Annotated in this window: 23 protein-coding genes and 2 pseudogenes; 11 read left to right on the plus strand and 14 right to left on the minus strand. The window is 46.8% G+C overall.

The genetic code is table 11. The features are described from left to right. Window positions 1–10 precede the first annotated feature (10 nt). Genes NSS66_RS18860 through NSS66_RS18870 form a run of 3 tightly spaced genes read right to left on the minus strand, consistent with a single transcriptional unit; the run spans window position 11 to window position 2,964 of the window. Window positions 11–1,387, minus strand: coding sequence for a peptide ligase PGM1-related protein (locus tag NSS66_RS18860; RefSeq protein ID WP_023990062.1), 1,377 nt, complete (start codon window positions 1,385–1,387; stop codon window positions 11–13). Window positions 1,388–1,442: 55 nt separating this feature from the next. Next, window positions 1,443–2,636 (minus strand): radical SAM/SPASM domain-containing protein, encoded by a 1,194-nt coding sequence (locus NSS66_RS18865; RefSeq protein WP_023990063.1) that lies wholly within the window; start codon window positions 2,634–2,636, stop codon window positions 1,443–1,445. Window positions 2,637–2,685: 49 nt separating this feature from the next. Next, a complete protein-coding gene (locus NSS66_RS18870) occupies window positions 2,686–2,964 on the minus strand; it encodes an acyl carrier protein (protein ID WP_013311713.1) in 279 nt (92 codons plus the stop codon). A gap of 357 nt (window positions 2,965–3,321) precedes the next feature. On the opposite strand from NSS66_RS18870, the gene NSS66_RS18875 reads away from it, so the two are divergent. From NSS66_RS18875 to nagA, 3 genes are read left to right on the plus strand one after another with little or no spacing between them, the layout of a single operon-like run. Next, window positions 3,322–4,188: a MurR/RpiR family transcriptional regulator gene (locus tag NSS66_RS18875; RefSeq protein ID WP_023990065.1), complete on the plus strand. Its 867-nt coding sequence runs from the start codon at window positions 3,322–3,324 to the stop codon at window positions 4,186–4,188. Window position 4,189: 1 nt separating this feature from the next. Next, window positions 4,190–4,918: a glucosamine-6-phosphate deaminase gene (nagB, locus tag NSS66_RS18880; RefSeq protein ID WP_076295580.1), complete on the plus strand. Its 729-nt coding sequence runs from the start codon at window positions 4,190–4,192 to the stop codon at window positions 4,916–4,918. Next, the gene (gene nagA / locus NSS66_RS18885; protein ID WP_081391264.1) at window positions 4,915–6,135 is read left to right on the plus strand and encodes an N-acetylglucosamine-6-phosphate deacetylase; all 1,221 of its coding nucleotides are present in this window, start codon (window positions 4,915–4,917) and stop codon (window positions 6,133–6,135) included. Before nagB ends, nagA begins: the two co-directional genes overlap by 4 nt. Window positions 6,136–6,240: 105 nt before the next feature. Here the strand turns inward: nagA and NSS66_RS18890 are convergent, their stop codons facing one another. Beyond that, complete coding sequence (locus NSS66_RS18890) at window positions 6,241–7,203, minus strand: YhcN/YlaJ family sporulation lipoprotein (RefSeq protein ID WP_028541499.1); 963 nt, start codon at window positions 7,201–7,203, stop codon at window positions 6,241–6,243. A gap of 195 nt (window positions 7,204–7,398) precedes the next feature. On the opposite strand from NSS66_RS18890, the gene NSS66_RS18895 reads away from it, so the two are divergent. After that, entirely contained in the window at window positions 7,399–8,976 is a 1,578-nt protein-coding gene (locus NSS66_RS18895) for an esterase/lipase family protein (RefSeq protein WP_076295578.1), read from the plus strand. 116 nt (window positions 8,977–9,092) lie between these two features. Here NSS66_RS18895 and NSS66_RS18900 read toward each other — a convergent pair whose 3' ends face one another. The 3 genes from NSS66_RS18900 to NSS66_RS18910 are packed head-to-tail and all read right to left on the minus strand — an operon-like array spanning window position 9,093 to window position 10,348. Continuing rightward, the gene (locus tag NSS66_RS18900) at window positions 9,093–9,752 is read right to left on the minus strand and encodes a hypothetical protein (RefSeq protein ID WP_076295577.1); all 660 of its coding nucleotides are present in this window, start codon (window positions 9,750–9,752) and stop codon (window positions 9,093–9,095) included. 54 nt (window positions 9,753–9,806) lie between these two features. Next, on the minus strand, window positions 9,807–10,049 hold the full coding sequence (locus NSS66_RS18905; protein ID WP_071642683.1) for a helix-turn-helix domain-containing protein: 243 nt from the start codon (window positions 10,047–10,049) through the stop codon (window positions 9,807–9,809). Continuing rightward, window positions 9,992–10,348 (minus strand): hypothetical protein, encoded by a 357-nt coding sequence (locus NSS66_RS18910; protein ID WP_075154684.1) that lies wholly within the window; start codon window positions 10,346–10,348, stop codon window positions 9,992–9,994. Before NSS66_RS18910 ends, NSS66_RS18905 begins: the two co-directional genes overlap by 58 nt. Before the next feature lie 186 nt (window positions 10,349–10,534). Between NSS66_RS18910 and NSS66_RS18915 the strand changes: the two genes are divergently transcribed. After that, window positions 10,535–10,738 carry a hypothetical protein gene (locus NSS66_RS18915; RefSeq protein ID WP_023990072.1) on the plus strand — a complete coding sequence of 68 codons (204 nt, stop codon included), beginning with the start codon at window positions 10,535–10,537 and terminating at the stop codon, window positions 10,736–10,738. Between the two features lie 74 nt (window positions 10,739–10,812). Here the strand turns inward: NSS66_RS18915 and NSS66_RS18920 are convergent, their stop codons facing one another. Genes NSS66_RS18920 through NSS66_RS18935 form a run of 4 tightly spaced genes read right to left on the minus strand, consistent with a single transcriptional unit; the run spans window position 10,813 to window position 14,979 of the window. After that, window positions 10,813–11,751 carry a DUF4340 domain-containing protein gene (locus NSS66_RS18920; RefSeq protein WP_023990073.1) on the minus strand — a complete coding sequence of 313 codons (939 nt, stop codon included), beginning with the start codon at window positions 11,749–11,751 and terminating at the stop codon, window positions 10,813–10,815. Next, on the minus strand, window positions 11,748–13,139 hold the full coding sequence (locus NSS66_RS18925; protein WP_076159732.1) for a GldG family protein: 1,392 nt from the start codon (window positions 13,137–13,139) through the stop codon (window positions 11,748–11,750). The genes NSS66_RS18920 and NSS66_RS18925 overlap by 4 nt, the downstream gene beginning before the upstream one ends. A gap of 5 nt (window positions 13,140–13,144) precedes the next feature. Further along, window positions 13,145–13,867 (minus strand): ABC transporter permease, encoded by a 723-nt coding sequence (locus NSS66_RS18930; protein WP_028541495.1) that lies wholly within the window; start codon window positions 13,865–13,867, stop codon window positions 13,145–13,147. Continuing rightward, complete coding sequence (locus NSS66_RS18935; protein WP_076295622.1) at window positions 13,864–14,979, minus strand: ABC transporter ATP-binding protein; 1,116 nt, start codon at window positions 14,977–14,979, stop codon at window positions 13,864–13,866. The genes NSS66_RS18930 and NSS66_RS18935 overlap by 4 nt, the downstream gene beginning before the upstream one ends. 437 nt (window positions 14,980–15,416) lie before the next feature. Here NSS66_RS18935 and NSS66_RS18940 point away from each other — a divergent pair. From NSS66_RS18940 to NSS66_RS18960, 5 genes and pseudogenes are all read left to right on the plus strand, one after another. Further along, a pseudogene (locus NSS66_RS18940) lies at window positions 15,417–15,830 on the plus strand (NTTRR-F1 domain); the annotation flags it as partial. A 45-nt stretch (window positions 15,831–15,875) separates the two neighbouring features. Beyond that, window positions 15,876–16,968 (plus strand): annotated as a pseudogene (locus NSS66_RS18945) (collagen-like protein); the annotation flags it as partial. A 263-nt stretch (window positions 16,969–17,231) separates the two neighbouring features. Further along, window positions 17,232–18,323 carry a glycosyltransferase gene (locus tag NSS66_RS18950; protein ID WP_340959547.1) on the plus strand — a complete coding sequence of 364 codons (1,092 nt, stop codon included), beginning with the start codon at window positions 17,232–17,234 and terminating at the stop codon, window positions 18,321–18,323. 58 nt (window positions 18,324–18,381) lie between these two features. Beyond that, window positions 18,382–19,476: a tetratricopeptide repeat-containing glycosyltransferase gene (locus NSS66_RS18955; protein WP_340959548.1), complete on the plus strand. Its 1,095-nt coding sequence runs from the start codon at window positions 18,382–18,384 to the stop codon at window positions 19,474–19,476. A gap of 51 nt (window positions 19,477–19,527) precedes the next feature. Continuing rightward, complete coding sequence (locus tag NSS66_RS18960; RefSeq protein WP_340959549.1) at window positions 19,528–20,622, plus strand: glycosyltransferase family 4 protein; 1,095 nt, start codon at window positions 19,528–19,530, stop codon at window positions 20,620–20,622. A gap of 83 nt (window positions 20,623–20,705) precedes the next feature. Here NSS66_RS18960 and NSS66_RS18965 read toward each other — a convergent pair whose 3' ends face one another. Both NSS66_RS18965 and NSS66_RS18970 read right to left on the minus strand, forming a co-directional pair. Continuing rightward, window positions 20,706–22,559, minus strand: a complete 1,854-nt coding sequence (locus NSS66_RS18965; RefSeq protein WP_340959612.1) for a beta-glucoside-specific PTS transporter subunit IIABC — start codon at window positions 22,557–22,559, stop codon at window positions 20,706–20,708. 277 nt (window positions 22,560–22,836) lie between these two features. Continuing rightward, complete coding sequence (locus NSS66_RS18970) at window positions 22,837–24,117, minus strand: apiosidase-like domain-containing protein (RefSeq protein WP_209943511.1); 1,281 nt, start codon at window positions 24,115–24,117, stop codon at window positions 22,837–22,839. 245 nt (window positions 24,118–24,362) lie between these two features. Here NSS66_RS18970 and NSS66_RS18975 point away from each other — a divergent pair, with 245 nt between their 5' ends. After that, window positions 24,363–25,391 carry a LacI family DNA-binding transcriptional regulator gene (locus tag NSS66_RS18975; RefSeq protein WP_071558315.1) on the plus strand — a complete coding sequence of 343 codons (1,029 nt, stop codon included), beginning with the start codon at window positions 24,363–24,365 and terminating at the stop codon, window positions 25,389–25,391. Between the two features lie 112 nt (window positions 25,392–25,503). Here NSS66_RS18975 and NSS66_RS18980 read toward each other — a convergent pair whose 3' ends face one another. Then, window positions 25,504–26,409, minus strand: coding sequence for an NAD(P)/FAD-dependent oxidoreductase (locus NSS66_RS18980; protein ID WP_340959550.1), 906 nt, complete (start codon window positions 26,407–26,409; stop codon window positions 25,504–25,506). Window positions 26,410–26,426 lie beyond the last annotated feature (17 nt).

Consider the following 26,426-nt stretch of genomic DNA (forward strand, 5'->3'; position numbering starts at 1 on the left):
TCCCTCCAATTTATGAGCATCCTAATCCAGCAATAATACCTTCCAATTTGTGCGCATAAGCATCAGCTTCCTGCCAGCTGTCTGCCAAAATAAGTGTGAAAATCCGGTTCACATAGCCCCGCTTCACAGGAATACCAGACAATGTACCCGCCGTATACACAAACACCCCTTCTGGACGTTCGGGCGTATAGAGCAAGCCCTCCTCCGCGAGCAACCCGCACAAGCGGCTGTAGGTGAGAGGTGTAGCGGTAACGTTGCGGTAATAACGGGATAATGTTTTATGCTGTTCTCCCAGGACGGATGACAGGAACGAAATATAGGTAGACAACGTAAATCTACCATTTATCTCAATGACTGGAACCAGCAAACCTTCTTCGTCAACAAAACCGTCAATAGAGGCCATTCCCGTATACCCAATGGAATAGAGATGCGTACCCAGCTGATAGGCGCAGCGTCTCACTTCTTCCTCCAGCGCATCGCCAATCTCAGCCGGCACTTGAGATCCGATATATACGGTGCCATCCACGTTTTGCCTTTTTAGCGAAAACATCGTCACACCACCGCCCTCGTCAATGCAGAGCTGGTAGTTCAGATCCATCTGCTTATTGTGCCAGCGCTCCACCAGCCAACCGCCGGAAGATGGCGACGAGCCGCCAAAACGCTTCATCACACTCAGCAGTGTGTCCAGCTTGGACAGCTCGTCCAGCATATACATGCCTTGTCCTGAGGCACCGTGCGGTTGCTTGATAATCAGCTTCACAGGTCCATCCGATAAGTCAGCCAGTCTGGCACACTCCCTGCGGATCGCCGATTCGTCTGCACATACAGCGCCTTCGCTGACGGCAAAACCAAGCTTTTGCGCGGTCAGGCGGCTGAATATTTTATCATTCACCTGAGCACTGACCGCGGATGGAGCACCGATCAGCTCTAGCCCGCAAAGCTCCGCAATCGCTTCCTCCTGCGGTGTGACCGCATAGGGGACGAGCCACGCTTTGGCTCCGCCGCTGCTGTGGCCTGCATCTGCAACCGTGCGCAGTCGTGCCAAAAGCGCCTCATCCGCCAGCACCAGCTCTGAAATCGGCGTTAGCGGATCAGAAGGCTCCGGCACCTCAATACGCGGCAGGCTAAAGCCCAACCGTTGGAGCATGTCCAGAAACGCCTCATCCGGCTGTTCCCGAAGTACAATGACATCCTGACTTCGACATAGCAGGAGATTCATTTCCTCCATCCGGTTTACGACTTGCTGTTCATCCCGGTCTACCATGCCCCCCTTGCGGGGGGATGGATGCCACACTTGCTCTGCGCCGATATTAAACAGCCAAATCAGGACTCCATGGTCCCGTTCATGCGCAAGCGCTTCCACAAGGTTAATAGTTTTAGTCGTCACGTCTTGTCATCATCCCTCTCTCTTCCATCCAGTAACAAACAACATCCATAGAAAACTAAATGTATTTCAGAGAGCCTGCCCCGTGCAGATACAATACGCTGCATTTGGAGCACACCGGAGTCAATCCTTCATGATTAATCTTTTGACGAGTTTTCTCATACGCATCCGAGTTCCATATCTCCTTCAGACTGTGCTCACGCATGCTTCCAATCGTGAACTCACTGAAAAATTTGCAAGGCATGACCTTCCCGTCTGGTAAAATATCTGTTCTGGAGGTGAGCGCCAAACAATGATTGGAACAACGGCTGACCATTTCCTCGCCATGTATAAATTTATCAATTTCCTCATAATCCAAACCGGGCTGATAGCGCACGCGAATGTTCCATACTCGCTCATTGATCCGCTGTAGTTCCTGCATCAGAGGATCGATGTTATCCGGGTTGATTTTATATTTGAAAGCATGCCAGCTACTAATATTTTTTTCTTCAAGTTGTCGGAGCCAGGAGAAATTATGTGTGAAATATTCATCCATTTTGAGGGAGGTCTCTTTGGAAATGTACCAGGGGAACGTCAGCAGCACCAGATCCAGCCTTTTGTCCTCCAGCATTTGCAGAAATTCGTACATCCGTCCGATCATGTTATCGTTAATGACCGCATGGACAGTTACCCGTCCCTTGTACAATCCCTGGTCGCGCAGTTCAATCAGCTTATCCATCTGCCGCATTGTTTTTTGAAAGGTGCCTTTACCGCGAATTAGATCGTGTTCTCTTTCAAAACCTTCAATCGCTATTAATAACTCCAGATTTTCGGACAAATCCAAAATCCGGTCCAAATATTTATCAATAAGTAATCCATTTGTACAAAAGGTCATTTCGCGCCGATCTTCCGCCAGCACGTCCAAAATTTCATCAAAACGCCGGTGAAACATCGGTTCGCCGCCCCACATGTACAGTCTGGACTTGGCTTCCTTGGTTTCGCTCAAAATCTGCCGGAGCATGTCCGGAGCAAGATCCATGTTTTGTTCTTCTTTATCCATTTGGTGATGGTAGCCTTCCTCGTTCCATTCAAAACAGTGTGTACATCTCAGGTTGCAGCGGTTGGTCAGCTTAATGCCGATCGTCTGGGGCATGTCCGTTTTGAAAGTAGGGTCCTGTGTGGCGTTACGGTAAGATACAGAAGCGTTTTTCAGGTTACGCTTGATGAGCTTGAACGCTTTCTCATCAATCAGCACATTGCTTTTGGGCTGCATGCTAACACCTCGTTTAATGGATTTTCAGGCACATGTACCAAGCTGTACGTCAGACCGTCTCCATTCCCTCCAGGTGCGGCGCTTGTTCCGCATCGCTGATCCCCTGAATGTAGCTGCAAAACGCATCTACCGAGCTCAAATGCTCTAGCTCAAAGGAATCAAAATCAATCTCCACATCAAACGCATCCTCCACTTGCAGCATGAAATGAACCAACTGCAACGAATCCAGTCCGGCATCATGAATAATGTCCGAATGTCCATCCAGCTTAGCGACCAGTTCAGGATCTTCCTTAACCGCGCTGATCATTTCAATCACTTGGCTTTGCATAGCAAACTCCTCCTTGTGAATGAGATTCTGTTCGTTCCACCCAACGATGCCCTCTGCAAAGAAAGCTCCTAGAAAAATTCCTTCACTGGAACTTTATTCAATTATACTCCTCCAATGAAGAGACAAGTCAATAGGTTGTTTTGTAAGTAAAACTCGCAATATGTAAATTAATGTATGATAACTTCTACAATTTTCGCCGGCTATTTTTTCGCAAAATCTAATAAAAATTCTCCTCACATCTCTTGCATGAGCGGCAGAATTATTTTACAATACACATGAAAATGTTTTTCCTTATATTCTTCTTGTATACGATACTTTTTTTCACACAAACATTCTACAGCCAAAGGAGCACAGCTCATGTCCCCCATTCTTCATACATTAGCCCATAGACTGGAGCAGCTTCCCGTACAGGAGCGCAAGCTGGCGGAATCCATCCTGCAATCCCCGGAAGATGTGCTGCATTTGGGTATTCGGGAGCTGTCAGAGCGTTGTGGTGTGAGCGCGGCGACCGTTACGCGGTTTTGCAAATCACTACATTTTAAAGGCTATCCCGATTTCAAAATGAAGCTGGCCGCCGAGTTGTCCCACTCCAACCGTAATGGTGAAGAATCCTATCAGGATATTGTCGCCGGAAATTCACTTTCCCGAATCGTGCAGGCTATTCAGGCGAACCATACCGCATCCATTGCGGACACGACCCGACTGCTGGATTACGACAAGCTGGAGCAGGCCATTGCATGGCTGTCAGCCACGAGCCGCATTGATCTCTATGGGATGGCGACATCGTCGATTGTGGCACAGGATTTTTACCAGAAGCTCATCCGTATTGGCAAGAACAGCACTGCCTTTGCAGATTCGCATATGCAGATTACCTCTGCCTCCTCGCTCGGAGCAGGAGATGTCGCCTTTGCCGTCTCTTATTCAGGAGAAACCCAGGAGACCATTGCGGCTCTACGTTGTGCAAAGGAACAGGGGGCTAAGACATTATCCCTGACCTCCTTCGGAAACAATACGCTGGCAGGTCTTGCGGATATTGCGCTATTTTCCTCCTCATTGGAGGAAGGAATGCGACGTGGGGATATGGCCTCCCGCATTGCCCAGCTTCATATCATAGATATTCTGTTTACAGGTATGGTGAGCGCAGATTTTGACAAATATATTCCGAGATTGGAAGGTTCATATCAACAAGTGAGCAAGCTCAAAAAACAACCAGGGGGTCACTAAGATGAACATACGCATTTTGAACAGCCGTGAGGACCTGAACGCTACTGCCGCCGCTGTGATCGCCAGCTTGCTGCTATCCAAACCACAGGCCATGCTTGGCCTGGCCACCGGTAGTACGCCGATTGGCATTTACCAACATCTTGCAGATATGTACCGCAAGGGACAGGTCAGTTTTGCACGAGCCTATTCCGTGAATCTTGATGAGTATGTTGGTCTTCCCCCAGAACATCCGCAGAGCTATCGAAGCTTTATGAATGAGCACTTGTTCCAGCATATCGATATTCCGATATCCCATACACGTGTCCCTGACGGGAATGCACTGGATCTGGCAGCAGAATGTGCAGCGCACGAGCAGGCCATTTTGGACCATGGACCCGTGGATCTGCAATTGCTTGGCATTGGTCATAATGGTCATATCGGCTTTAACGAACCTGGTCACCGCTTGACTGGAACCACACATGTTGTAGATTTGAAAGAAAGTACGCGCTCGGCGAATGCTCGATTTTTTGGCGATATAGATGCTGTACCCAGGCAAGCAGTTACGATGGGAGTAGGCACGATTCTTAAGGCGAAGCAAATTATACTGGTGGCTTTTGGTGCGGATAAGGCTGATATTATAAAGCAGGCTTTAACTGGACCCGTCACGACTGAGTGTCCGGCTTCTCTGCTGCAATGTCACCCCAACGTACTTATTTTACTAGATCAGAAAGCAGGAGGATGGTTCAATTGAAGTCAAATGAAATGAGTGGTAACGTACCCCAGCTACTGTATGGGCAAGTTGTCGTTGGAAATGACATTATTGAAAAAGGGGTTGTCGTCATTGAGGGGCAATCCATTGTATTCGCTGGTTCAGAAGAGCATTTACCCGCCGATTGGACAGCGGTAGTCTTGGCAAATCAGGAAGAAACCGCAGCGAAAACCGCAAACATTGTGCGTTTGGAAGGAGGATATCTGCTACCAGGCTTTATTGATATTCATGTTCACGGCGGTAACGGTGAGGACTTTATGGACTCCAGTTCAAGGGTGCTGGATACGATCACCTCCTTTCACGGTTCACAAGGAACGACGGCTATGCTGGCTACCACCATGACCGCGCCCAAGGAACAGATTGACCGGGTATTGAGTGAAGTTCACGCATACATGGCACTACCTATGCCCTATGCTCAGTTGGAGGGCGTACATCTGGAAGGGCCGTTCATCAGTCCGAACTGGCCTGGAGCGCAAAACCCAGAACATATCGTGCCACCGAATCTCTCATGGGTGGCAGAATGGGAGCAGCGCTATCCAGGCCTTGTTCGCCAGCTCACGCTTGCGCCCGAACGGGAAGGAGCGCTGGAACTGATTGCATGGCTGCGTAGCCATGGCATTACCGCGGCTCTCGGTCATACGGATGCTACGTATGAAGAGGTTGAACAGGCAGCGACGGCGGGGCTGAATCATGCGGTGCATGCGTTTAATGCTATGACTCCGCTGCATCATCGCAAGCCGGGAGCCGCCGGAGCCGTACTCGCTGATCCGCGCATTGAAGCAGAAATCATCGCGGACGGCATTCATGTGCATCCCGCCGCCATTTCCCTGCTCGCTAGATTAAAGCAGGATCATAATCTCATTCTCATCACAGATGCCATGTCTGCTACTGGTCTGGAAGACGGTCATTATACGCTCGGCGATTTGCCGGTGATCGTGCAGGGCGGTGTAGCACGACTGGAGGATGGCGTCACTTTGGCAGGAAGCACACTAACGATGATTGAAGGCTTCCGCTACTTGGTTCAACATGTGGGTATAAGTATTCCCGCGGCATCACAAATGGCCAGCCTGAATCCGGCTCGATCCTTGCACATTGCTGATCGTACAGGTTCGCTTGAAGCAGGTAAACAAGCAGACATCCTGTTACTGGATAGAGACTTAAAGCTGCAAGGCGTATGGATTAAAGGATTGCGCAAATAATTCAGTTATAGTTATCATTCCCCAAAACTAAAGAGCTATCCACCAGCGTATTCGCTGAGATGGATAGCTCTTTCTTTGGCATTGCACACACTTATAGGGTTTGAATTAGCGATGATTCATCGGCGCGGGCGTATGATTTTGTGGGCGTGTGGGTGCTGTATTTTCCATTGGACGGTTTGTACCAGCCGCCGGAGTTGGGAATACACGTTCAATCACGTCCACCATTTCATTGCTCAAGCCTCTAATCGGATGACCATTTTGCACACTGTGTGTAAAGTCAGTGGCTTGTTTGACAAAATCCGGGTTAGCCGATACATACACCTGTTCAATCGAAGGTGCAAATTGCTTAACTTTATTCGCGATTCGGCTCTTGACTGCATCACTTGGTTCATATGCAGTTCTTGCTCCCTCGATGGTGGTGTTTCCGGTATTTGCGCGATTGTTGTCCGTCAAGCCACGCAACATACCGTACGAGCCTGTACCCATCGTACCGAATAAACCGTCATCACGACGCGCAGGTGTTCCATTCCCGGTTACTCCATTGTCTGTCATTCCAGGCGTTGTAGTATCCGTAGTACGGTTTCCTCTAGTACCATTAACGCCATTCACACTCGGTACATTCCCGTTACGTCCAATACTATTTGCACTTGGAGTACCGTCAACACTTGGAGCACCGACACCTGTTCCGTTGGCTTGGTCTTTCAAGGAAACGGCTACATAGGCATGTCGTTCACCGACCAGCACTGTCGCAGACTTTACATCCGGCATCTCGGATATACGTTTGGACAAATTGCGATCGACTTGCAGATTACGGACTGGATGTCCGGTTCGGTTGGCATTTTCATTCAATGCCATCCCATCCATACCATTGGACTTAACCCCATAACGATTCACACCATCCATACCATAACGGTTCACACCATCCATGTGATGTGTGCTTTGCGCGTTATAGCGTGTACTGTTCGTACGAACGTTATGATCGGCATTTCCGCACCCGGTCAAAGCAGCCATACTGGCGAGTAAAGCAGCAGAAATCGTAAAACTGATGACCTTCTTAGTTCCTGGCATGAACTCATCCTCCATACATTATAAAATGTGTGACGAGATTATCATGCGCTATGAATCATAGGGATATCCTGACTAAAAAATGACTAAAAAAATAAAATTTTAATGTAAATATGAAATACAATTGATGATTTACCACAAGATGGCATGTATAATAAGCTTGAAAAATACTTTATTTTACAAAGGAGGATTTTCAGTTTGAAAAAGATCACCGTTTTGATGCTCATTTTTTTGTTATCAGTTACTCTTGTCCCCGTTGGCGCTTTTGCAGGCTCCACTACACCCCAACCCCCAAAAGATCCCGCCGGAAGCTGGGCAGAAGGTCCACCACCTAATCGCGTTGATCCAGCCAAGCCCGCACTATTGTTCGTACATGGTTTGAACAGTAGCGCTGAAGTCTGGACCAAGAATGATAACGATATGCTTCAGCGCGCACGTGACGCCGGATACCAGACAGCCACCATTAATCTGTACGATACAACTGGCACATCCCAAGATATGTGGGACAATGGTAAGCTTCTGGCCGACAAAATTAAGGTCATCAGCAATCACTTTGGAAAAAAGCTTATCGTCATCGCCCACAGCAAAGGTGGAGTGGATACTCAAACCGCTCTCGTATATAACGGAGCCGCTCCTTATGTACAACGTGTCATCACCCTCAGCAGTCCTCATCATGGTTCACAACTTGCAGATCTCGCCTACAGTAGCTGGGCCGGATGGCTGGCAGATATCGTCGGGTCACAAAATCCCGGTACCTCCACTTTACAAACATCTTATATGAAGTATTTCCGAACCAAGACCGATTCACTTAGTAATGCGACTACAGTTCCATTCTTCACGTTTGCTGGTGATAACTGGTCTGGCGGCACTGCTTCCTACATACTGGGCGGACTTTACCTCTCCTCCTTTGGTAAGAATGATGGAGTGGTCACAGTCGACAACGCTAAGCTTCCCGGCGGACGTGTAGTTAAAGTCGGATCTTGGGATCATGCCAAGGTTCGCACCGGTTCTTACGTCTTCTCCCTGATCCAACCCTACCTCCAAGCGAATACTCCAGCATTGAATCAGGAAACTGAGGCACTTTCAGCATCTTCCCTGACTGCTTCTGCTTCACAATCCACCTATAGCGAGATCGATAATTCATATTTTATCCGAGGCGGCGATTATAATGGAAAAGCCTCAGAAACCCTCACTGTTGAAAATGGTGTAAAATCCATTGATCTGGACTGGATCAGCGATAAACGTGTGAGTAAACTGGAACTAACCAAGCCTGACGGTACTAGTGAAATTATTAATCTGAAAGCAGGCTATGATGACGATATTTTTGCTGGTGCCTGGCATCATAACGCCGTCATTCAAAATCCAAAACCGGGCACCTATAAACTGAACGTCACGGTTCCTGATAATGGAGCGTATCTCCTGATTGCACGTTACCAGGCTGTTCAAGTTCCTGAGCTGAAATACAATTTAAATGCAGTGGGCCCGAAGCTAAATCTGAAACCACAGGATTCCCCGAACAGTGTTACACAAGTTACCTACCAAGTTCAATATTATGGTGATCCGCAGCAAGGAGTCACTTCTACATCCAAAGGTTTGACGGTACAGCAAAAAAACGTTAACCCTACCGGACAAATTGAGCTATCCAAAGCGGACAAGCCCGGCATCTATTCTGTAACCTATGAAATTAGCGGCACCACAGAGGCTGGATATCCGTACCGCCGCACAGCTGTTCAATCCATTTATATTGATGCTGACGGCAACAAGTATGTTGACTAAATAAATCTACAACCTAAAAAGCCTGCAAACCCCCATTATAGTTGGGGCGTTTGCAGGCTTTTTTTCATTACAAAACATCTTGATAGAAATAATACTTTGTAAGGCATTCGTTGTGTTCAATCCGTTGTCTGATTCCTCAGCTTATGAAGCCAATAGTAGCGGTGTATATCCATAATAAAATGAAAAAGAACACATGCCAGCATCGAGTATACACTTATCAATACTGTGGCAACTAATTGTTGTGTAGCGAATCCGAGGGAAACATTAGCTATCAGATAACCAGCCCCAGTAAATGTGGTGATAGTTACTACAGGCGCTCTTTTGTTTTTTTCCTTAAACTTTGGTTTCTTCCTATGATTTGAAGGATCTTTGAATTTCGTTAAATTATATTTTATAAAGTAATACAAGGCCACTCCATAAAGGGCAAAAGAACCTACAAAATACCATGGAGTATCCAGATCCAACATGCCATAAGCAAACTTTTGTGTCATGATCATGAAGCCAATAGAACAAACCAAACCAAATACACCACGGAATAAAACGTAATTCAACTGCAATTTGCGTGGCATGATGACCAGTACAAGGGCCCAAATGTTTATCATAACAATCGGTGGCAACAATACATAAACGTAAACTGCAATGTATGGATTTCCCACTAAGGGGATAACTAGAAACAGATCTAACAGTAATAAAACAAGAATGATGACATTGGAACGAATACTGTTGACTGGGTACATCTTCATACTTTTTTCAAAAGAAGCCCTGTTATCACTCATAAACTTATAAGCCCTCCGTTAAATAAGTAAACCTACGGATAAGGATAGCCAAGGCTATATCCATTGTCCACTTTTTACTGTCTTTAACTCTTGTTGCAGTTCTTCTATAAAATCAGTCACAATGCTTTGGACAGCATCTTCACGGGACATACGAATATACCGACTGGTCTTTTGAATGTCTTCCTCGAACAATTGAAGTATCCTACACATGGCCTCCTGATCTCCACTTCGTACTAATTTTAGCAATTGGACGAACTCAGCATCCGAAATAACTCTTTGAGCATTTTCTTTTTCCATTTATTCACCGCCTGTTGGGATAGCTTTAACTCTTTTGCAATCTGTGCTTCGGTTTTGTCTAGTATGTAAAGGTCAAAGATGATCATTTTTCCGATCTCAGAAGGTAGAGAGTTGATAAGCTGTAGTGTGTACATATTAGAGTTTGAAGATTCTGTAAAAGATGGGGCGCTGACGGCTTCGTTCTTTTCCATTACAAATTCATGATTGGTTTGTACCCGAGCACGATACTGGATTCTCCAGGCAATGCGGTACAGCTTCTTTCGATATTGTTCCACCAATGTTAGCTGAGACTTATCCATTGTAAATTACCCTTTCTCTTTGGATTTGACTTTTTCTAAATCCTCATACTATAGGGTAATTTGCAAACCTATTTTACAACCAAAACAGAACATTTGTTCTTATTTATTATACTATTTTTACATGCAGTTGTATATGGTTCTTTTAATTTACCTTCCTTTATATATGGCTAAAAAGGAGGGAATACATTGCAAATGGATGATGCTCTTTCTCTGGTTACCAACGTAGGCTTTCCGGCTGGACTTTGTTTTATTTTGTTGCGGCACATCCTGCACACGATGGAAGAAAAGCTGGATAAGCTGGATCTCTCACTTCATGAGCTGATTCAGGTTATCCAAGATTTAAACGACAATAACAGCTCTTCTTCCAAAAGCAGCAAACCTGACGAATAACGAACACAAAGAAGCTCCAGACGACGATCATCCGCCGTTGGAGCCTCTTTGTGCGCTAATTTAATTTCTAATGATTATTTTCCAGTCTGAGCTTGGTCGTGGCCATTCTGTTCAGTACGGTTCACGTCAGATACTGACAGACCATAAGCCCAGTTACTTTGTGGCGGCACAACCCATACGGTATCTGGATCATCGTTAAGCGTCCAGCCCTGATAGACCAGCTGGGAATCATCCTTACCCAGCGATATACTCAGCGTAAAGCGGTGAACAGGCTTGCTCAGCTCGGAGGCTTTGCGCAAGGCCTGACTGCTAGCCAGGTTTTTGATTTGCTGCGAGAGGGAAGTCGCCGTGTCATTGGCTACTGACTTTCCGTTCAGCGTCCAAGATGTGGAAGCACTGTCTCCGGTTCCGCTGTTACCGGAGGATTTGAGCATCCATGAAGAATTTTGGCCTTCCCACTCTATTCCGCTCAGCTTGGTATCGTCCCAATCGAACGGCGTTGTATCTATAAAATCATCAGCACCCAGCAACAACCCTGAAAGTGTATCTATAGGTACAGAAGCTATCTCTTTTTTGTCTGATAATACATAAACAGCATCTCCGGAAGGCAACGTTTCACCGAAGGCAAAGGTACGAACGTCGCCCTTCTTGGTCTTAATCTCAATCTGATCATGGGTAGCGCTGATCCCATATTTGGCTACGTCTGTAGGGGAAGATTCCACCACTTCACCCAACTTTACATTTTGAATCGCTGCTAGCCAATTGTCTATTGTATATTGGTTTAGCGGGTAAGTCCGTGGCTTGCTCATACTCCATTGACCATCATGTTGTTCAAGTTCCACCGACTTGCCGTCCTTTCCTGTGATCGCGAAAGACGTAATATTCTCTTGCGTAAGCTGAACCAGCTGGCGAGCCGCCGGCGCTTGTTCACGAAAGAAGTTTTGGCTCTTTGCATAGATTATACCCGCTCCCAATACAACTAACAGTAGCACTGTGGGTATCCATTTTCTCATGCTCTTCTTCGCCTCCACCATAATAAGATTCCGATGACCGCGAATAGCAACGGCAATCCGATGACAGATATGGTCAATATCGTTTTTGCTTGTGCAGGAGTCAAGTAAGCTACCTTATAATCCTGCTCCTGACGAGGACGAATGGTAAGCCCATCAGAATGTTCCTGCACATAATTCAGACTGTTCAGCACAAAGTCTCGATTGCCTCCTGTGTTGATCTCAGTGTCGCTTAAAAGGGCAGACGTTCCGAGAATAACGGCTTTGGGCTTGCCGTCTTTCCCTTCTACCGCATAACCGAGATTCAGCGGCCCCTGCGGGTCCTTGTCATCCTTCTGCGTTTCGTTGTTCAGCAGCCCTTGGATATTCGTTTCGCCATAGCTGGCTGCAGAAGATTTCATCAAAAGCGTCGTCTTCCAATCCTTCTGCTCTCCTGCCTGCAAAGCAATAGACAGTGAAAGAACCGGGTACAGATTGGAAGCCGCCAACTTGTCGGTGATCGCATGACTGCCGAAGGTAGGAACCGTCCATAGAGGTCCAAGTGTATTCGTCTGTTCCTGATCCACCACGATGGCATGAGTGTCCTTCACTCCATAATCAGCCGCTAATGCATCAAGGTTTTTCCAATCGGACCCCATGTTCGGGTGAAAGCCTAGTGCCATAAAAAGCTTTCCGCCATCATTCAGATACGTACGAATACTCTTCAGTTCCGTTGCACTGATATCACGTTCTGGTCCGACAATAGCCAATACAGACGCATCTTTGGGCACGCTCCCCGCCTGATTGAGCTGAACTTCCTCTGTTTTCACATTATCTTGTGACAGTGAGCTACTTAATTCAGTCATTTGGGACAATGGGATTTCCTCATGTCCAGTTAGAAAGGCTACTTTCCCTTGACGGGTAGATGATAATCCCAGCAGTCCACTAGTCAGCTTTTCTTCCCCAGTAAATTGGTATGCCCCTTCACCACTCCCCTGAGCTTGCGTAAATAGACTCCCAATATCTATAACCCGCTTCTTCTCCCCCTGCACCAACACAATAGACGCTGCAGTAACACCATATTGCTTGGCCAGTATCGGTTCCTGATTCAGATCGTATTGCTCGACCTTGAGCTTGTTGTTACGCTTGGCGTATTCATTCAGCATATCCGTAACATCCCGGTTCAGCTTCTGATTTTGTGAAGTGGATACGGTAAAAGCAATGAGCCGTACGTTTTCCTTTACACCCTGGATGGTCGTCAACGTTTGGTCAGACAGCGTATACTGCTTGCCTGCCGTCAGATCCAGTTGAAAGCCACCTAACGACCGCAGAAATAACGTCAATAAAATAAAAATCCCTACAGCAGCAATCGATAGTACCACACTATTGGTATGACCCAGCCATTTTTTCATATTCATTACCTCCACCGTTTCCGTTCAACCACTTGGATGCTGAATAGCAAAAAGAGCACCGCCACCGTCACGTAGTACATCACATCGGCTCCATTCAGCAATCCTTTGGTGAAACTGTCAAACCGTGCGGTTAGTGAAAAAGGTTCCAGCCATTGCTGTACCGCCGCAGATGCACCCGTCTGTCCACCAAACGAATCCAGCATCCAGAACACAAGTAAAATAATAAAACTGACGACCGCCGACATCATCTGATGCTGTGAAAGCGTCGAAGCGAATAAGCCGATCGCCATCATGGCTGCGCCAAGCATGAACAGACCGATCACAGATGTTAATACCAGCGTCCAATCCAGCTTCCCATAAAAGGACATCACGACCGGATACGCTAGACTGCACAGCACCAATATGAGCAACATGCCCAGCGACGCCAAAAATTTACCTACGATCATTTCCGTCACACTCACAGGTGAGGTAAGCAGCAGTTCATCCGTACCTTGCCTGAATTCCTCCGCAACCAGCCTCATCGTGAGCAATGGGACGACGAACACCAGCATGGACAAGGTGTCACCGAGTACCAGTCGATAGTCCAGAATGCTAGGCTGATACATAACAAAATTTGTGTAAAAAAGTAACCCCGTCAGCAGCATGTACACTGCAAGCGCAAAATACGTCGTTGGTGTCCACAGATAGGCTTGCAGCTCTTTTTGACAGACCGCGAACAAACGCCTCATGACCGATTACCTCCTGTATCCTTATCTTTTTCAGCCTTATCGTCGCTGGACGCAGCTTCTCCGTGCTCCACCGTGATGGCCGTAGGTGCTGCAGTATCCGAGGAATGTAGGTCTTGTACTGCTGGATCGCTGACCTGACCTTCTTCCGTCTCGCGGGTCGTTAACTGCTGGAAGATATTTTCCAAGCTAAGGTTTTCTTTTTTCATCTCCAAAATTGGAAGCTTCGCATCAGACAACACATAAAATAGTTCTTCGCGAAAATCCTCACCGGAGGCTCCTGTGAGTAGCAATCCGGTCATATCTGGCTCTGCGGCAGTCAGATTCGTGTTCGCTGAAGGCAGCGTGGTCGCCATAGATTCAACCTCTACTTTTCCCCAAGTACGCAGGACATCCAGCACCTGCTCACGCTTGCCTTTAACCTCCACCTTCACCTTGAATCCATCTTCCATCGAACCGCCGAGCGCGTCAGGACGCCCATCCATGACCAGTTTCCCTTCATGGATGATGAGAACACGATTGCACAAAGCATCCACCTCAGGCAATATATGCGTACTTAGCAATACCGTATGATTTTCGCCAATCTCCTGAATGAGCTGACGAATCTCCAAAATCTGATTGGGGTCCAAACCTGAGGTCGGTTCATCCAGTACCAATAAATCCGGGTTATGAATAATCGCACCTGCCAGTCCCAAGCGCTGTTTATACCCTTTGGACAAACTGCGGACTAATTGTTTTTCCCGCCCATTCAGTCCTAGCCTGGAAATCATCTCCGAAATACGCAGCTTCTGCTCTCTCGCAGGCACGTCCCGAATACTAGCTACAAACTTTAAATAGGATCTTACGGACATATCCTCATACAAAGGGGGAGTCTCCGGCAGATAACCGATTTTGGAACGGGCCTGTCTGCCCTTATCCTGAATCGGGATACCGTCAATCGTAATCACTCCCTCGTTGGGTTGAAGATACCCTGTAATCATGCGCATCGTCGTCGTTTTACCCGCACCATTCGGCCCCAGGAAACCAACAATTTCACCGCGCTGCATTTCAAAATCCAGCTTATGTACACCCCGGTTGCCCTCATACCACTTGCTCACCTGCTGCACTTTGAGCACATGTTCCACCCTTTCTTTTATCGTAATCTTCTCCCTGCTGCTCCCCTACTTCCCTCCCACCTAAAATGTTGCATGAGTAGCGGGTAGCAGCGAAGCAGAGGATTTGAAGCTGGAGAAGCGCCAGCGTTCGCCTTTGCTGTAGGATTCTTACCTTTATATGTCTTATCTAATCAAAGAAGAATCCTACAGCAACAGCGATCGGAAGCTCAAAGCCTTCGCGGAGCGGTCTCCCCGCACCTTATGCTACACTTTTAAATTCTAATGATAATCCCCCACATATAACTCCAGCTTAACGTCACTTAAATAGAAGCTTAAAATAATGTGTCTGAAATGTGAACACAAAAATACACATCTGCCCTCGGAAACTTGTACGGTTCGCTAGGATATGGATTCGCATCTACTATCATTACAACGTGTGAAGGGAGTGTATAAAAGCGATGAGTGTATTGTTTACCAATCTAGTTTCTAACGGCGACTTCGAGATCGGATCAACCCTTTTTTGGAGCTCTGTCAATGTGACTGTCACTAACTTATCTGTAAAAAAGACAAACTTTTATAGTGCGATCCTGGCAGGAGGCGCAGTAGATGCATCTCTTTCCCAGGTCGTTTTTGCTGCACCAGGCGAAAGCTATACATTAAGCCTTTCAGCTGCAAAAGTAGGAAGCCTGTCCAGTCCTCAAGTTAACATATTTCTGTATTACTATGACGCAGCCTTTAGCTTCCTTGGCACAGGGCTAACTACCTATTTGAGCTCAGGCACATTGCCAGACGCTGTGAACGGAACATGGCAAAGCCTATATGAAGTAACAGCTCCTGTTCCAGCCAACGCAGCCTATGCCTTTTTGGTTATTAGTAAAAATGCCTTGGCTAACACTGCTGATGTAGCCATTGATTCTATTGCTCTTGTTAAAGCAAGTGCAGCTGGAGCTGTAGGACCAGCCGGACCTGTCGGGCCCACGGGCGCTACGGGTGACACTGGTGTTACTGGACCTGTCGGACCTACTGGTGCCACGGGGGACACTGGTGTTACTGGACCTGTCGGACCTACTGGCGCTACGGGCGACACTGGTGTTACTGGACCTGTCGGACCTACTGGTGCCACGGGTGACACTGGTGTTACTGGACCTGTCGGACCTACTGGTGCCACGGGCGACACTGGTGTTACTGGACCTGTCGGACCTACTGGTGCCACGGGCGACACCGGTGTTACCGGACCTGTCGGACCCTACTGGCGCTACGGCGACACTGCTACTGGACCTGCTGGACCTGCTCGGTGCCACGGGCGACACTGGTGTTACCGGACCTGTCGGACCTACGGGCGCCACGGGTGACACTGGTGTTACTGGACCTGTCGGACCTACTGGTGCCACGGGTGACACAGGTGCTACCGGACCTGTCGGACCTACTGGTGCCACGGGTGACACAGGTGCTACCGGACCTATCGGGCCTACTGGCGATACCGGGCCTACGGGGCCGACTGGACCGACTGGACCATTCGGCCTTGGATTTACCGGACCTGTCGGGCCTACGGGAGCCACGGGCGACACTGGTGTTACCGGACCTGCTGGACCAATCGGACCGATCGGGCCTATTGGCGACACAGGCGCTACTGGACCTGTCGGACCTACGGGCGACACGGGACCTACAGGAGCCACGGGTGATACTGGTGCTACCGGACCTGCTGGACCTACTGGTGCCACGGGCGACACTGGTGTTACTGGACCTATCGGACCTACTGGCGCCACTGGCGACACAGGTGCTACCGGACCTGTCGGACCTACTGGCGCCACGGGCGACACTGGTGTTACTGGACCTGTCGGACCTACTGGCGCCACGGGCGACACTGGTGTTACTGGACCTATCGGACCTACTGGCGCCACGGGCGACACAGGTGCTACCGGACCTGTCGGACCTACTGGCGCTACGGGTGACACTGGTGTTACTGGACCTACAGGGCCGACTGGACCGATTGGACCAACAGGAGACACAGGCCCAGAAGGACCGATTGGACCTACCGGACCTACAGGGCCGACTGGACCTACGGGGCCTACCGGACTCTAACCTCCTTTTTCTGTCACATCATTTTTAAGCGATGTACCATACCTTATCGACAAAGCCGCACAGCATGTTAAGGCTTTGTCATCCATGCCCTGCCGCGATTGCGGCAGGGCTTCTATAAATCAGACCTCTTTTAAATCCAACTTTATGTTTGATCGGAATCCTTAAATGGTTCCCAAAGGAGTGATGCTCAATTGATCAGTATCAGCCTGTGCATGATCGTCAAAAATGATCAACATACCATTGGCCGTTGCCTGGAATCGGTCCATCATATTGTGGATGAGATCAATATCGTGGACACAGGTTCACAGGATCGGACCATTGACATATGTCGCAACTTTACAGATCGAATTTTTCCATTTGAATGGGTAGATCATTTTGCCCTTGCACGTAACTATTCGTTTGAGCAAGCTACGCAGGAGTACATTCTCTGGCTTGATGCCGATGATATTTTGAAGGAGCAGGATGCTGTTAAGCTGCTTGAGCTAAAGCAAACCCTTGATTCCTCAGCTGTACCAACCGTCGATTCTGTGTCTATGAATTATCATTATGCCTTTGATGATCACGGCAATGTCACCCTACATTTTCGCCGAAACCGCTTGATCAGAAGGTCAGCCGGGTTCCGTTGGCATGGAGCCGTGCATGAGTACCTCGCCGTTGACGGGAATATTCAACATGCCGATATCGCCATAACTCACACTAGAACACACACGGCCTCTCCAGGGCGAAACCTGCGAATTTATGAGAAGTTGCTCGCCCAAGGTCATGCCTTCTCTCCTCGTGACCTCTACTATTACGCTAACGAGTTAAGAGATAATGAAAGATATGAGCAGGCCGTGCAGGCTTACCGGAATTTTCTGGATACCGGACAATGCTGGGTAGAGGATGCGATTAGTGCATGTAGCAAAATGGCCGACTGCCTGCAACAACTGGGCAAGCTGGAGCAAAGTATTACCGCGGCTCTCCATAGTTTGACCTTCGATACACCCAGGTCAGATCTATGCTGTCGGATAGGTCATTATTTTTTGCATAAAAATGAGATTACCAAAGCTATTTATTGGTACGACATGGCTACCACTCTCAATCCTCCCGACACGATGGGCCCAGTACAGGACGCGTACCAAACGTGGTTTCCTCATATCCAGCTATGCATTTGCCATTTTCGGCTGAAGGATTACACACGTGCGAATTGGCACAACGAGCAAGCTGCCACGTATATTCCCAACGACCCGCATGTCCTGCATAATCGACAATTTTTCAGCTCAATCCTGAATCCTCCCCAATAGAGATGTCCCCCATACTCAACCCTCAATCTTTAAGTACGTCAAAGGAGGAGCAAGCGGAATGCAACAATCGAATCGGTACAAGATAGCTGTCTATGCCATTAGCAAAAATGAAGCCCGATTCGCCAAACGATGGATGCACACCATGCGTGAAGCCGATGTTGTCATTGTAGCGGACACCGGCTCTACAGACGATACCGTTTCTCTGCTACGCGAAGCGGGTGCAGAGGTGCATCGTATCCAGGTAACTCCTTGGCGTTTTGACAAGGCTCGCAATGAGTCCCTACGGCTGGTCCCTGACGATATAGATATTTGTGTCTGTACGGATCTGGACGAAGTCTGGGAGGAAGGTTGGCGGTCGCGGCTGGAACGCAACTGGAGGGAAGGAACTACCCGGATGCTATATGCCTTTACACATGGACAGCCTGGGCAAGATACCGTTTATACATGGTTCTGGAAAGAAAAAATACACACTCGTCACGGTTACCGCTGGGTACGCCCGGTTCACGAGGTGCTTGAATATATCGGGGAGGGTGAAGAACGCAGCATCCGATCCGACCAGCTACGCTTGTATCATGATCCCGATCCGCACAAGTCCCGCAGCCAATACCTTCCACTGCTGGAGCAGTCTGTACGCGAGTTTCCTGAGGATGACCGCAACATGCATTACTTGGGGCGGGAATATATGTATCATGGCCGTTGGGACGAGTGCATTGCTACACTGCAACAACATCTTGCCATGCCGCAGGCACGCTGGGCAGATGAACGCAGCGCTTCGATGCGCTTTATTTCTAGAGCCTATAAGGCAAGTGAACAATGGCAGGAGGCAACGCGTTGGTTATACCGGGCTATTGCGGAAGCGCCGTATTTACGTGAACCTTACACGGAAATGGCTCAGCTGGCCTATCATACACGGAACTGGCCCGCCGTCTATCATATGGTCGAAGAAGCGCTGCATATTTCAACACGACCGGATACGTACATGCAAGAGGATTTTTGCTGGGACGCCACACTGTATGATCTTGGTGCCCTCGCTTGCTACGAGTTAGGCCTTTTACACAAAGCTTGTGAATTTGCGAGAGAAGCAACAGAGCACTCCCCGGAAGACCCTCGCCTTAGCCATAATTATGCGCTGATTCAATCCAGGCTTCCATAGAAACCCACACCCCGTCCTGTGGGTTGAATAACTTGGTATAGGAGCTTGCGTTTGGCAAAGGAGGTTATTGAGATCAAAGTTCTATTTACTTTTTATATACCCAGCGGCGGTGTGGAAACCTTGAACCGCCAACGCTGTAAAGTGCTCATGCAGGACGGGATTGAGTGTCACCTTCTCTATTATCAGCAGGGGACGGGGATGCAAAACCTACACGGCGATATTCCAGTGTTCATGACCTCTTCTGAAGAAGAAATTCGAAAACTGGTGGAGGCTCATCGCTATGATGCAATTATCGTCTCTTCGGACTATCCCATGCTCCCCAGACTGCGAATGTTGGGCTATCAGGGGGTATTAATCTATGAATCGCAAGGCTTTGGCCCACACGAGGAAGCGGCATGGGTAGTCGCGGATGCGGCTCCATATCTTCAAAAGTACGCCGATGCGGTGCTCCTGCCAGATACGACTCATTTAGTGAATTTATTCTCCAGCATGTGTCCATGGCTTAATCGCTACGTGTTTCCAAACGTACTGGATACCAGCGTATTTAATTATGTATCTAACACTCCTCCAACCAATCCGATTATTGCCTGGGTTGGGCGATTGGAGCCCAACAAGAACTGGAGGCATTTTGTCGACATTTCTTACTGGATGCTGCAAAACCGTGCTGATCTTCGAATCTGGATGTTTTATGATGACACCTTGTCTCAGCCGGAGGATAAAATACAATTCGAGAACATGCTTGCTCAGCTTGGCATGTCCTCCATTATCGAGCGTTTTAAAAGCGTACCTCATGCCCAAATGCCCCTGTACTACTCCATGATTGGCGACTCAGGCGGCTACCTGCTATCGACCTCGCTGGTAGAGGGCTTCGGCTATGCGGTTGCTGAGGCGATGGCCTGTCGTTGCCCGGTATTAAGCTCTGATTCAGACGGAGTACGAGCATTCATTGACCACAACGAAACCGGTAAATTTTATCAGCAGGGGGACATCTTGCAGGCGATACTGGAAGGACTAGACCTGATGAACAACGTACCTCAACGCGAATCTATCCGCAGGAAAGGGCTGGAACGAATCGTTAGTCTGTTGGCACCGGATAAATATGTGCGCTCCTTCAGGCAGATGATGAATACGCTGGGTGTGAGGTAACTAAAAAACAGCTGACGACAACCCTTTTTATATACGGGTCATCGTCAGCTTTAACTTGCTTTTTTATTATGGAATATTGGAATCTATCTAATCTTTAGTAAGCGGTCTCCTGCATGAATATCCTTGGGATCTTCAACTAAAATATCCGTGTACACGGCTGTATTGGTTACAATGACGGATGTGGTAATATCATATCCTTCATCCTCTATAGCCTTGGGATCAAATTCAACCAGCTTGTCCCCTTTTTGAATCGTATCCCCTTCAGATACAAAGGAAGTGAAATGTTTTCCTTTCAAGCTGACCGTATTAATTCCAATGTGAATGAGCAGTTCAACTCCATCCTCAGAAATAAGCCCGATGGCATGCTTGGTTTTGAAAACGGTAACAACAGTTCCGTTAAATGGAGCATAGGCTACTCCTTCTTTCGGAATAATTGCGGCCCCCTGGCCCATCGCACCGCTGGAAAAAGCTTCATCTTTTACTGCAGTTAAAGGAATCAATTCACCGTGTAGAGGACTGAATACCGCTTTTTCTTCTTCTTTGTTTTCATCTGCAATTTTAATCTCAGACGCAGGTTTTGCATTTTTATAACCAAAAAGATAGGTCAAAATAAATGCGACTACAAAAGCTACAACCAAAGATATAATAAAGCCGATGAAACCTGCATCCATGCCTTTTGGATTAATGAATAGAGGTATACCAAAAATGCCGCCTGAAGCAAATCCATATGCCGTTGAGCCGAGTAAGCCTGCAGCAGCTCCTCCTATACCTCCAGCGATCGAGGCTAAAATAAACGGTTTTTTAGCGGGTAAAGTAACCCCGTAAATAGCTGGTTCAGTAACCCCCATCAAACCCGCAATTGTGGCAGAAGTGGCGATAGGTTTTAATTTAGGGTCCCGTGATTTCAAAGCGATGGCAAATGCCGCACCTGTTTGCGCAAAAGTCGTACAGAAAAGCATACCGTTAATCGGATCAAACCCGTTCGTAACTACATTATTCAGGAGAATTGGAATGAACGCCCAATGCAGACCGAAGATAATGATGCCCTGCCAGAACCCGGCTAGAACGAGACCAGCTACAGCCGGACTTAACTGGTAAATCCACATAGAGCCTTTGGCTAACCCATCGCTGATTATAGTTGCTATCGGTCCGACAACCAGAAAAACAAGCGGTGATATGATGAGCAAGGTCAGAAAAGGCACCATGAACATTTTAATGGAGGCAGGTGCAAACTTACTTATCATTTTTTCGACCTTTGCTGCCAAGAACGCTCCAATAATGATAGGTATAACAGAAGAAGTATAATTAATCAGAACGACAGGTATGGTCAAAAAGGACAGCGCCGTTTTATCCGTAAAGGCGGAAGTAATGGTCGGGTACACCATCGCTGCTCCCAAAACGGCAGACAGATACGGGTTTCCTCCAAATTTTTTACCTGCTGAAAACCCTAGAATAACCGGAAAGAAATAAAACATTGCGTCTGCTGTCGCATATAAAATTTTATACGTGCCCATCTGATCAGTCATCCAGCCCAGGGATGTGCATAAAGCCAATAGTCCTTTTAGAATCCCCACAGCAGCGAGCACACCCACAACGGGCATAAACACACCTGAAATTACATCGACAAAGCGGCTAAATAGGCTCGCTTTTTCATTTTTTTGATCGTCTTCAACCATTTGATCTCCATGCTTTACTCCCATTGTATCCAAAAGAGCTTCGTATACTTTGGGAACCTCATTTCCGATGACCACCTGAAATTGGCCACCACTTTCCACAACGGTAATGACACCGTCAATCTGCTTGATCTTTTCTTTATCTGGCAATAGATTATCCTTCAGTTTAAATCTCAATCGAGTGACACAGTGAATGACACTGTTCACATTTTCATTTCCGCCCACGGCACTTAATACTTCTTTGGCTGTTTTTTTATGATCCATCATGTTCACTCCTTCTTGGATGCGCTTTCTATTTTTCTATCCGTAGTAGCTGGATGTGCTATAACTGCGACAATTACGGCACTTCTCCCAATTCAGTAGGTATATGGAATTGAGCTGCTTTTTGAAAAAGTAAATCTTAATTTCGATCACAAAATCCTTTGATTTCTGCATCCGAGATAAACTGCCATGCTTTTATATGTTTTTCCGACCAATATCCCGTTCCAATAACGCCGATTTTCCACATGTTGCTTCACTCCATCCACATTCTTCTCTGTTTTTATTTCGTTCCGATGATGACAACATCACTTTCAAAGCTGTGCATGTCTAGCACCGATTGATCCTTTTGGACGGACACGTCAGTTTGGGCAAACCGCTTCCCGGCTAAATCAATCGTTGTAAACTTGTAATCCTGCACGTTGATACTTAGCCGCACCTTCGTGTTAACCGGGACATACAAGATAAGGGTATTCTCGTTCCCCGCAGCTCTGATTTCCTCTGTCTTGTTTAAAACAATATCCAACGGCTTTATGCCAATCAGGTTATACATTTCAAACAAATATTTAATAAAGGAATAATCCCATGCGCCCTCAAATCGCAATGCTGTTCTCCAATCATAGGGACTATCGAATCCTTCCCCTTCTACAATGCCGAATTTCTTTCCTTTTTTGTGCCAGCTCCAAATGCCATGTGCTCCGTAGGTAATGCCCGCACCCCCGCCTGCAAGGAGGCTTTGCCATGCTGCTTTTCTGGCATCCAGTGCTGTGTATCTGCCATACACATTGCGGCTATAACTAATTTGTTCATAACATGGCTCTCCATTAATGACAGGCCGTATATCCGGCTTATGGTAGAAATGTTGAGCAATCTCATGGCCCACATGCTGAAACTCGGAATTATGTCCTGATTGATACATATAGAATCCAAGACCCTTGTGTTTCTCAAAGGCTGGAGGAATTTCTCTCAATCTCCCTTGAATATGCAGCGTAGTTAAGCTTGCAGGGCTTAATTGTTGTACAATGTCCAGTGCTTTTAAATAATAGGAATTGGCGCGTTCAGTCGGAAAATCACTATCCCCGCTAACCAGAAAAATAGGATCAAATGGAGAAAAACGGTTTACGACGTACGTTACATAGGGTTCAACGCATTCAAATGGCATTTTGTTACCCTTTTGGAACATTTCGGCCCATGTATCCGGTACATAGTTACACCACAACAGAACCAGTGCCGGAACAAATCCACGCTCTACAGCCATTTTCAACATGATTTCTGCCCGGTCAAAATAAGCTTCGTTTAATGTATGGTAGTCGAAATCCCCATTTTCCAGTAATGCAAACGGCTGTAGATTCAGATCCGATTCACTTGCGTCCCATTGTCGGAGCATGTTGATTTGCAACACATTGAAACCTTGCATCTTCCGATAGTCAAGATAATCGCTCCACTCCTCTATCGTCGCGTTGGTAAATACACTCCAAACCGTATCTGCCAAATAAAAAAAAGGTTTGTCCTCTTTTGTAAAACTTCTTTGATTTTCAGCAATGTTTAAACTCAAATGAATCACCTTTCCTTTCTTGCTACATTCACAAATTCCCCTAAACAAAAAACTAAAATAAACAACTAAATTTATATGTTTTTTCGCAAATAAACTAAATTAAAGCGCTTTACACTTGCATATTAACACTATAAATAATAAAAGGTCAACATTTTTTTCTTTTCATTTATTTAGTTTAGTTTAGTTTATAATCTAAACTTTCTTGTAGAGTAATGATATAATTTATGTAGTTTAGTTCAATAGGGGGTTCCACATTGAAAATTGATGATATTGCAAGGCTTGCAGGTGTTTCGAAATCTGCTGTCTCTCTTGCTTTTAATAACAAACCCGGAGTCAGTGAAGAAACCAAGGAGCAAATTCTAAAAATAGCCCAAGAGCATGGATATAAACCACGCACCATGAAGACAAGCAAGGAAGTCATTAAAAATCATCATGTGATACGCTTTGTGGCCTGTAAAAATACAGACATCGTAACAGAGCATTATGATTCACTTCCATTTTTCAATGAATTAATTCATCATATTACCAATCAGGTGAGAGAACATGGAAACACCTTGATTTTTTCGTCTTTTGATAGCCATAGCCTCGAAGAAGAATTATCTGCTTTGGAAAAAGATCAGCCTTCTTCAGGCATACTTCTGCTTGGCACCAATTTAACTTCCGAGATTATTCATTCTATACAATCCATTCATTCCAATATCGTGATTCTAGATACCTACTTTGAACACGTCGACGCCAGTTTCGTATCTATTAACAACTATCTTGGTGGATATCAGGCAGGCCAATATTTAATTCAGTCAGGACACAGAAAGATAGGATACGTACAATCCAGTACCAGAATTCTTAACTTTAAAAAACGAAAGGAAGGGTTTATGGCAGCTTTAGAGGAGCACAATCTTTCCATAGAAAATGGGCTTATATTTGATATGCATCCCATGCTTGTGATGTCACAGGACGCATTTAAAACAGCTATTCATGAATTGAATGAGCTACCTTCAGCCCTATTTTGCGAAAATGATTATATGGCGATCAGTGCCATTAAAACGTTTCAGGAAATGAACATTCGAGTGCCTGAACAAATTTCCGTCATGGGGTTTGATAATATTCATGAGGCCAAGGTCATTAGCCCGGAACTCACAACCATTCATGTGAAAAAGGATATTTTGGCCCGAACTGCTGTAAACTTGCTTATGGAGAGGCATAACAATCATCAGAGGCATCATACTCAGGTTCTTGTGAATACAGAGGTTATTGAAAGAAGATCTTGTTTAGCCTTGAAATGACCTATGATCATTGGTTTATTATTGCTTGCTCTCTCAATGATTTTAGAATAAAGCCGCCATGTTGGCGGCCTTTTCTATCATCAGATTCCATATAGAATATTCCAATTTCTCGTCATTCGCTGAAATCTTCCTCTGTCAAATCCATATTTACGCTCGCAGCGGTTCGACTGCCGTCGGCCGCGGCAAAAATCAACTGAGAAGGCATGAAGTACGATGAATCCCCGGCAGCATATACACCGGGTATGGAGGTTCTCCCCGCTTCATCCGTCTTGATCCCGCCCGACTCCGTTCTTTCACAGCCCAAACGTTCTCCAAACGGTGTACTTTGTACAAACTGGGGAGACACAAAACCGCCGACCCTCGGGACTTGAGTGCCATCCGTAAAGCGCACATGCTCCAGCTGCCCATTGTGACCGATGAACGCTGAAACAGGTTGCTCCATTACCACAATTCTCTTGGATTGAAGCCGTTCTTTTTGTTCTTCCGACAGGGATGCATGACCGTTCGTACATACGATCAAATCCTTGCTCCAATTAAGGAGTAGTTTGGCTGTATGATATATAGCCGCCGATTCAGAGACAAGGACAAGCGGTTGATCCCGCAACTCCCAGCCGTCGCAATAAGGGCAATTAAACAGACTTTTCCCGTATAACGGATAAAAACCTTCGATCTCGGGGAATATCTCCTTTACGCCCGTCGCTAATATCAATTTTCGCGCTTGAACGCGAAGGCCTGACGAATCAAGCACCTCAAATCCGGATTCGTTTTTCGTAATCGAAACAACCTCGGTTTGCAGATGATGGACAGACGGATAACGCAGCACTTCCTCATAAGCTACACGGCGGAACTCGGCTGGCGTTACGCCGTCTCTCGTAATAAAACCATGCGACGCATGCGTAACCGCATTTCTGGGCCGATTATTATCAATCAAAGCCACATTTCTTCTTGCCCTGCCCAGCACGAGGGCTGCATTCAATCCGGCGGGCCCTCCACCAATAATAGCGCAATCGTACAGCATAACACCCAACTCCTTTT

This window comes from Paenibacillus sp. FSL R10-2748, from assembly GCF_038005565.1.
GTDB lineage: Bacteria > Bacillota > Bacilli > Paenibacillales > Paenibacillaceae > Paenibacillus > Paenibacillus polymyxa_B.